We start from the raw sequence: 6,313 nt of genomic DNA, 5'->3' as shown, positions 1-6,313 counted from the left end.
AGTCCCGCCAAAGGCACAAAGCCAGTCAGGGTTAGAGTCACATCTACTGCCACCAGGCATCAGCCCATCACCTTCCGAGCCGACACGGCTAGCCTCACAGTCAGGCTTGATCCCTCCGCGGGCGGGCTCCCCGGAAACCCCTCACGAGGCGGGCACGTCGTCAGGGCTTTTGCTCTTCTTCAGCCTTTGGTTGAGGCGATCAGTTCGGCCTCGTACCCCTGGGTGTTGGTGAGGTAGGCCGCGTAGGTGTCCGCGCCGCCGGCGTGGGGATGGCGGTCCGCGAAGAGCAGGGACCAGCCGTGGGCCGGTGCTGCCGCGACCAGCCGATCCACGTCGGCTGGCTGGCCCGCGTGGAATGCCAGGTGGTTCAGGCCGGGGGCGAGCCGGTCGTGGTTTCGTCCGGTCATTGCCGGGGACTCCTCCACCACGACATACGTCGGGCCGAGCCGCCAGGACCGGCCGGCGGGCCAGTCCTGGAACGGCTGCCAGCCCAGCTCGCCCAGCAGCCAGCCCCAGCAGCGCACCGCCTCGGCCAGCTCCGGCACCCAGACCTCGACGTGGTGCAGGGTGCCGACGGGGACGGTCAGCGTTGGCCGCCCGGGACCCATAGCACGTCGCCCGCCGGATTCGCCGTTCTTGACAGGATGAAGAGCAGATCGGAGAGCCGGTTGAGATACTTTGCCGGGAGGGTGCTGGTCCGGTCGGGGTCGTGTGCGACCAGCGCCCACGCCGCCCGCTCGGCCCGCCGGGCGATCGTCCGTGCCACGTGCAGCAGCGCCGCTCCCGCGGTGCCGCCGGGGAGGATGAAGGAGTCGAGCTTGCCCAGGCGTGCGTTGAACTCGTCGCACCATCCTTCGAGGCGCTCCACGTACTCCTCGGTGACCCGCAGCGGCGGATACTTCGGGTCCGGCTCCACCGGCGTGGACAGGTCGGCGCCCACGTCGAACATGTCGTTCTGGATCGACCCGAGCACCGCCCGCAGCTCGTCGTCGAGCTGGCCGAGGGCGAGCGCGACGCCGATCGCGGCGTTGCACTCGTCCACGTCCGCGTACGCGGCGATCCGCGGATCGGTCTTCGGCACCTGCTCGTTGTTGCTCAGCCTGGTCATGCCGGCGTCGCCGGCCTTGGTGTAGATGCGCGTGAGGTGGACGGCCATGACGCACAGCCTACGGATACCGGACCTGACGATCCCCGCCCGACCGGCCCCGGCGCGCCCCGCCGGGCTCGGCCCCGGTGACGCCGGCGACCCGGCGGTCAACGACGTCGACGTCATCCGCGTCGCCGGCGACGCCCGCCTCGCCGGCACGGTGCACGTGGTCGGGGCGAAGAACTCGGCCCTCAAACTGATGGCCGCCGCGCTGCTCGCCCCCGGCCGCAGCGTGATCACCAACGTCCCGCGCATCACCGACATCGCCATCATGGGCGAGGTGCTGCGCCGGCTGGGCTGCGGCGTCCACTTCGACGCCGACGAACCGGTCGACCCGATGGTGGCCCGGGGCGGCGTGGCCCGGTCCCGGTCGGTCACCATCGACGTGCCCGAGCGGCCCGGCGCGGAGGCCGACTACGACCTGGTCCGCCGGCTGCGCGCCTCCATCTGCGTGCTGGGCCCGCTGCTGGCCCGCCGGGGGTACGTCCGGGTGGCCCACCCCGGCGGGGACGCCATCGGCTCCCGGGGGCTGGACATGCACATCGCCGGGCTGACCCGGATGGGCGCGGACATCTCCGGGGAGCACGGCTTCGTCATCGCCGCCGCCCCGGACGGCCTGCACGGCGCGGACATCGTCCTCGACTTCCCCAGCGTCGGTGCCACCGAGAACCTGGTGATGGCCGCCGTGCTGGCCCAGGGCACGACGGTGATCGACAACGCGGCCCGGGAGCCGGAGATCGTCGACATCTGCTCGATGCTGATCCGGATGGGCGCGCGCATCGAGGGGGAGGGCACCTCCACCCTGCACATCGACGGGGTGCCCGAGCTGCGGCCGGTGCGGCACGCCACGGTGGGGGACCGGATCGTCGCCGGGACCTGGGCGTTCGCCGCCGCGATGACCCGGGGGGACGTCACCGTCACCGGCATCGACCCGGGCTTCCTGGAGGTCGCGCTGGACAAGCTGATCTGCGCGGGCGGCCTGGTGGAGACCCGGGGCGACGCCTTCCGGGTACGGATGGCCGACCGGCCCACGTCCGTCGACGTGGTCACCCTGCCCTACCCGGGCTTCGCCACGGACCTGCTGCCGATGGCGATCGGCCTCGCGGCGGTGAGTGACGGCGCATCCCTGATCACCGAGAACATCTTCGACGGCCGGTTCATGTTCGCCAACGAGATGATGCGGCTCGGCGCGGACATCAAGACCGACGGGCACCACGCCGTCGTGCGGGGCCGGGACCGGCTCTCCGGCGCACCCGTACGGGCCACGGACATCCGGGCCGGCGCGGGGCTGATCATCGCCGGGCTCTGCGCGGACGGGGTCACCGAGGTCTCCCACGTGCACCACGTCGACCGCGGCTACCCGGACTTCGTCGCCGACCTGCGGGCGCTCGGCGTGGAGGTCGAGCGGGGCAGCGTACCGGAGGAACCGGCCCTGGAGATCTGAGCGCGCGCGGGCGGTCCCGGCGCGCGCCGCGCGGCCCGGCGCAGCGCCTCGGTGCCGGCGCCGTGCCCCCGGTGGGGCGGGTGGCCCTCGTCCCAGCCTGTGCATTGCGCGGCCCTCGGCTTAGTCTTCGTTCAGTCTCGCCGCTAGGGTGCTGACAGACACTCAAACAGGCGAGGGAGAAGCAGATGGCGGGTCGACTCGCGGTCGTCGGGGCCGGGCTGATGGGCTCGGGCATCGCCCAGGTGGCGGCGCAGGCAGGCTGGCAGGTGACGCTGCGGGACCTGGACGACGCGGCCACCGGGCGCGGACTGGCCGGCATCCGGAAGTCGCTGGAGAAGTTCGCCGAGAAGGGCAAGATCGAGCCGGGCGAGGTGGACGCCGCGCTGGGCCGGATCACCCCGACGACGGACCTGGAGGCGGTGGCCGACGCGGACATCGTCGTCGAGGCGGTCTTCGAGCGGCTGGAGATCAAGCAGGAGGTCTTCCGGGCCCTGGACAAGCTCTGCAGGGCCGACGCGGTGCTCGCCACCAACACCTCGGCCATCCCGGTCACCCAGATCGCCGCCGTCACCGAGCGCCCCGAGTCGGTCGTCGGCACGCACTTCTTCTCGCCGGTGCCGATGATGAAGCTGTGCGAGCTGGTCCGGGGCTACAAGACCAGCGACGAGACCCTGGCCACCGCGAGGGCGTTCGCCGAGGAGATCGGCAAGACCGTCGTCGTGGTGAACCGGGACATCGCCGGCTTCGTCACCACCCGGCTGATCGCCGCGCTGGTCGTCGAGGCCGTCAAGCTGGTCGAGTCCGGCGTGGTGTCGGCCGAGGACCTGGACACCGCCTGCAAGCTCGGCTTCGGCCACGCGATGGGGCCGCTGGCGACCACCGACCTGACCGGCGTCGACGTGCTCATGCACGCCTCGAAGAACATCTACACCGACACGGCCGACGAGAAGTTCTTCCCGCCGGAGCTGCTCCAGCGGATGGTCACCGCCGGCGACCTGGGCCGCAAGACGGGCAAGGGCTTCTACACGTACTGACGGGCGTGCCGCGGCCCGCAGGTGCGCTCGCCTGCGGGCCGCGCCGCCGTGGCCAGGCGGCGTCAGGGCCCGGCGAGGGCGGCGCCGAGCAGGGCGAAGGCGTCCGGGACGACGCGCCCCCAGTAGGTGAAGTCGTGCCGGCCGTCGGCGTACTCGGCCCGGACCGGGGGCTCGGGCAGGGCGCGGGCCAGCGCCTGCACCTCGTCCAGCAGCCCGTCCTGCCGGCCGCACCAGAGCCCGACCGGGGTGCCGCGCAGCCGGGCCACGCCGGTGAAGACGGCGTCCCCGGCGCGTACGGCGGGGGAGAACGCGGCCACCGCGCGCAGCCAGCCGGGGAAGGTCTCGGCGAGCAGCAGCGACCCGAAGCCGCCCATCGACCAGCCCCAGGCGGCGACCCGGCCGGCGTCGAAGCCGCGCTCGGCGCACCAGGCCGGCACCTCCTCGCGCACCATCCGCTGCGGGTCGTCGGCTCCCGCCGGCCGCCAGGAGAGCCGGCCGCCGGTCGCCCCGGCGAGGACGAACGGCGGCGCGCCCCGGCGCACGGCGTCGGTGAGGAACCGGGCGAGACCGAAGCGCGCGTAGTCGCGCGGGGTGGCCGACGCGCCGTGCAACACCAGGCAGACCGGCAGCCCCCGCCCGTCGCCGTGGCCGGCGGGCACGGCCGTCCAGAAGTCGACGGTACGGCCCCGGGCCGCCGACTCCCGCCGCAGCAGCCGCTCGTCGCCGGGCGGGGCGTCCGGCAGCTCGGGGGCCGGCCCCTGACGGGGGCGGGTCGCCTCCCGGGCCGCCACGGCACCGCCCACGGCGAGCACCGCCGCGCCGGCCCCGGCCAGCAGCACCCCGCGCCGGCTCAGTCGCGCCACCACCGGCACAGTCTCCCAGCCCCGCCCCGCATCGGCTGCCCCGCGCCCGCGCCCGCGCGCGGGTCGGCGGTGAGAGGGGTGCCCCTCTCTACCGAATGCGTTAACAGGGGGCCCTTCCTTGCACCGCCTCAGCCGTCGCGCTTCGTCGTCCAGCGGAAGGTGGTCAGGCACAGGACCAGGCCGATCACGCACCACAGGCCCAGCACGAGGGCGACCCGGCCCAGCTCGAACGAGCCGCCCGGTTCCTGCGCGCCGAAGCCGTCCGGCAGGAAGACCGAGCGCAGGCCCTGGCACATCCACTTCAGCGGGAACAGCGCCGCCACCTGCTGCATCCAGGTCGGCAGGTTGGTGAAGACGAAGAAGACGCCGGAGATGAACTGGAGGACGAGGGCGACCGGGGTGACCACGGCCGAGCCGCTGCGCGCCGTGCGGGCCAGCGACGAGATGGCGATGCCGCACAGGGTGCACGCGGTGACCCCGAGGACGGAGACCCACCCGAAGGTGAGCCACCTGCCGGCCGTCCCGGGCAGCTCCAGGTCGAACAGGGCGACCGAGACGGCGAGCAGCAGGGCGGTCTCGGCGACGCCGACCGCCACCACCATGATCACCTTGCCGGCGAACCACACCCACTTCGGCATCGGCGTGCCCCGGTAGCGCTTGAGCACCCCCCGGTCCCGCTCGATCGGGATCCAGATGCCCAGGTTCTGGAAGCTGACCGTCATCAGGCCGGTCGCGATCATGCCGGTGATGAAGTACTGCGTGTAGCTCACCCCGGGGGCGATCTCGTCGCTGAAGATCGCCGCGAAGATGAGGATCATGATGATCGGGAAGCCCATCGTGAACACGACGGACTCCCGGCTGCGCAGGAACTGGGTGATCTCCAGCCGGCCCTGGCGCAGGGCGAGCGCGCCCGCGCCCGGCCGGCGGGCCGGTGCGGCGGCGGTGGCCGGGGCCGCCGGCTTCGTCGTGGTCGTCATCGGTGTCCGATCATGGTCAGGTAGACGTCTTCCAGGGTCGGCCGGGTCACCGTGAGGCCGGGGACCTCGCCGCCGTGGCGCGCGGCCAGCTCGGCGACCAGGGCCGTCGGCGTCGCGCTCTGCGCGCTCTCCAGCACCCCCTCGGGGGTACGCCAGGAGACCGTCGCCAGGGACTCCTGGCGGTTGCCCAGCAGCTTCGGCGGGGCCACCTCGATCACCCGCCCGGCGGCGATCACCCCGACCCGGTCGGCGAGCGCCTCGGCCTCGTCGAGGTAGTGGGTGGTCAGCACGATGGTGGTGCCAGCGGCGGCCAGGTCCCGGATCAGCTCCCAGAACTCGCGCCGCGCCTCCGGGTCGAAGCCGGTGGTCGGCTCGTCGAGGAAGAGCAGCTCGGGGCGGCCGATGATGCCCAGCGCCACGTCGAGGCGGCGCTTCTGCCCGCCGGAGAGGGTGTGCGTGCGGGCCTTCGCCTTCGCGCCGAGGCCGACCCGTTCGACCACCTTCGCCGGGTCGTCGGCGTCGGGATAGAAGCCCGAGAAGTGCCGGACCACCTCGCCGACGGTCAGCTCGTCGAACTCGCCGGTGCCCTGGAGCACGATGCCGACCCGGGAGCGCCAGTCCGGGGCGGGGTCGGCGGGGTCGCTGCCCAGCACCCGGACCTCGCCGGAGTCGCGTCGCCGGTAGCCCTCCAGGATCTCCACCGTGGTGGTCTTGCCCGCCCCGTTCGGGCCGAGCAGCGCGAACACCTCGCCCCGCCGGACGTCGAGGTCCACGCCCGCCACCGCGACGTTGTCGCCGTACGCCTTGCGCAGCCCCCGGACGGAGATCGCCAGCTCGTCATCCATGCC

The 6,313-nt window shown here is 73.3% G+C and carries 7 protein-coding genes; 2 read left to right on the top strand and 5 right to left on the bottom strand.

The window, feature by feature from the left end:
- Positions 1-179: 179 nt before the first annotated feature.
- The gene (locus LPA42_RS30945) at positions 180-608 is read right to left on the bottom strand and encodes a VOC family protein (RefSeq protein WP_077938545.1); all 429 of its coding nucleotides are present in this window, start codon (positions 606-608) and stop codon (positions 180-182) included.
- Positions 584-1,156, bottom strand: a complete 573-nt coding sequence (locus LPA42_RS30940; RefSeq protein WP_077938546.1) for a cob(I)yrinic acid a,c-diamide adenosyltransferase — start codon at positions 1,154-1,156, stop codon at positions 584-586. The genes LPA42_RS30945 and LPA42_RS30940 overlap by 25 nt, the downstream gene beginning before the upstream one ends.
- Here LPA42_RS30940 and murA point away from each other — a divergent pair.
- Positions 1,155-2,591 (top strand): UDP-N-acetylglucosamine 1-carboxyvinyltransferase, encoded by a 1,437-nt coding sequence (gene murA / locus LPA42_RS30935; RefSeq protein ID WP_077938547.1) that lies wholly within the window; start codon positions 1,155-1,157, stop codon positions 2,589-2,591. The two genes, LPA42_RS30940 and murA, sit on opposite strands and share 2 nt — an antisense overlap.
- A 185-nt stretch (positions 2,592-2,776) precedes the next feature.
- On the top strand, positions 2,777-3,625 hold the full coding sequence (locus LPA42_RS30930) for a 3-hydroxyacyl-CoA dehydrogenase family protein (RefSeq protein ID WP_043966069.1): 849 nt from the start codon (positions 2,777-2,779) through the stop codon (positions 3,623-3,625).
- Positions 3,626-3,687: 62 nt separating this feature from the next.
- Here the strand turns inward: LPA42_RS30930 and LPA42_RS30925 are convergent, their stop codons facing one another.
- The 3 genes from LPA42_RS30925 to LPA42_RS30915 all read right to left on the bottom strand — a co-directional run bounded on the left by LPA42_RS30925 (position 3,688) and on the right by LPA42_RS30915 (position 6,310).
- Positions 3,688-4,491 carry an alpha/beta hydrolase family protein gene (locus LPA42_RS30925; protein WP_077938551.1) on the bottom strand — a complete coding sequence of 268 codons (804 nt, stop codon included), beginning with the start codon at positions 4,489-4,491 and terminating at the stop codon, positions 3,688-3,690.
- A gap of 125 nt (positions 4,492-4,616) precedes the next feature.
- Positions 4,617-5,465 (bottom strand): ABC transporter permease, encoded by an 849-nt coding sequence (locus LPA42_RS30920; protein WP_043966072.1) that lies wholly within the window; start codon positions 5,463-5,465, stop codon positions 4,617-4,619.
- Positions 5,462-6,310, bottom strand: a complete 849-nt coding sequence (locus tag LPA42_RS30915; protein WP_077938548.1) for an ABC transporter ATP-binding protein — start codon at positions 6,308-6,310, stop codon at positions 5,462-5,464. Before LPA42_RS30915 ends, LPA42_RS30920 begins: the two co-directional genes overlap by 4 nt.
- Positions 6,311-6,313: the final 3 nt, after the last annotated feature.

This window comes from Micromonospora sp. DH13, assembly GCF_020873825.1.
Lineage (GTDB): Bacteria > Actinomycetota > Actinomycetes > Mycobacteriales > Micromonosporaceae > Micromonospora > Micromonospora haikouensis.
This window is presented reverse-complemented; position numbering and strand designations above follow the sequence as displayed.

Bases quoted from the DNA above. Each gene is read 5' to 3' on its own strand.
- LPA42_RS30915 (WP_077938548.1), bottom strand. From the start codon at position 6,310: ATGGATGACGAGCTGGCGATCTCCGTCCGGGGGCTGCGCAAGGCGTAC.
- LPA42_RS30940 (WP_077938546.1), bottom strand. From the start codon at position 1,156: ATGGCCGTCCACCTCACGCGCATCTACACCAAGGCCGGCGACGCCGGC.
- LPA42_RS30945 (WP_077938545.1), bottom strand. From the start codon at position 608: ATGGGTCCCGGGCGGCCAACGCTGACCGTCCCCGTCGGCACCCTGCAC.
- LPA42_RS30930 (WP_043966069.1), top strand. From the start codon at position 2,777: ATGGCGGGTCGACTCGCGGTCGTCGGGGCCGGGCTGATGGGCTCGGGC.
- LPA42_RS30920 (WP_043966072.1), bottom strand. From the start codon at position 5,465: ATGACGACCACGACGAAGCCGGCGGCCCCGGCCACCGCCGCCGCACCG.
- murA (WP_077938547.1), top strand. From the start codon at position 1,155: ATGACGCACAGCCTACGGATACCGGACCTGACGATCCCCGCCCGACCG.